Source organism: Vibrio sp. 378 (assembly GCF_033339435.1).
Genome location: NZ_JAWOUO010001111.1, coordinates 1 through 531 on the forward strand (window position 1 = coordinate 1; position 531 = coordinate 531).

Sequence of the window (531 nt, forward strand, 5' to 3'; positions counted from 1 at the left end):
AAAGCGAAACCGCCGTTGCGATAAAAAACAACGTGATCGCATTGTGCTTCGATTGCTGTCGCTGTGTGAGATTACAATAAACCGCCCAAATCACCGCGCCAGTGAACGCCATGAAGTACACCAGCGGATTGCTGCTTACGTTCGAGATGATTTGCGTCGGGGATAAACCGTTATCGCCGCTCACTGTCCAAGCCACACCAATAAACGCGAGGGTTACTGCTGGATACAACAGCCAACTTGGCTTTTTGTTGCTACCCAACACGGCAAACAACACCGTCAGTGCTGGCCATAAATAGTTGACGATAGATACCTCAATCGCTTGAGCTCGCGAATTCGAATACCCAAGAGCAAGCGCAAGAAAGATCTCATAGCAAACAAACATTGCGCCGCCAACTATCAGATACTTCGGAGAAAAGTAAGATAACTTTGGGATGCCCACCACAATCAATAAAAAGATTGAACTTAGCGAATACAACATCGCCGCCCCACCTACTGGCCCTAAACTTTCGGTTACGAGCCTTGCAATACCCA

At 47.8% G+C, this 531-nt stretch carries 1 protein-coding gene; it reads right to left on the reverse strand.

Annotated features, from left to right (window positions below; translation table 11 throughout):
• The coding region (gene yddG, locus R7Q48_RS30655) for an aromatic amino acid DMT transporter YddG (RefSeq protein WP_318134189.1) at positions 1-531 on the reverse strand (531 nt) is incomplete at both ends.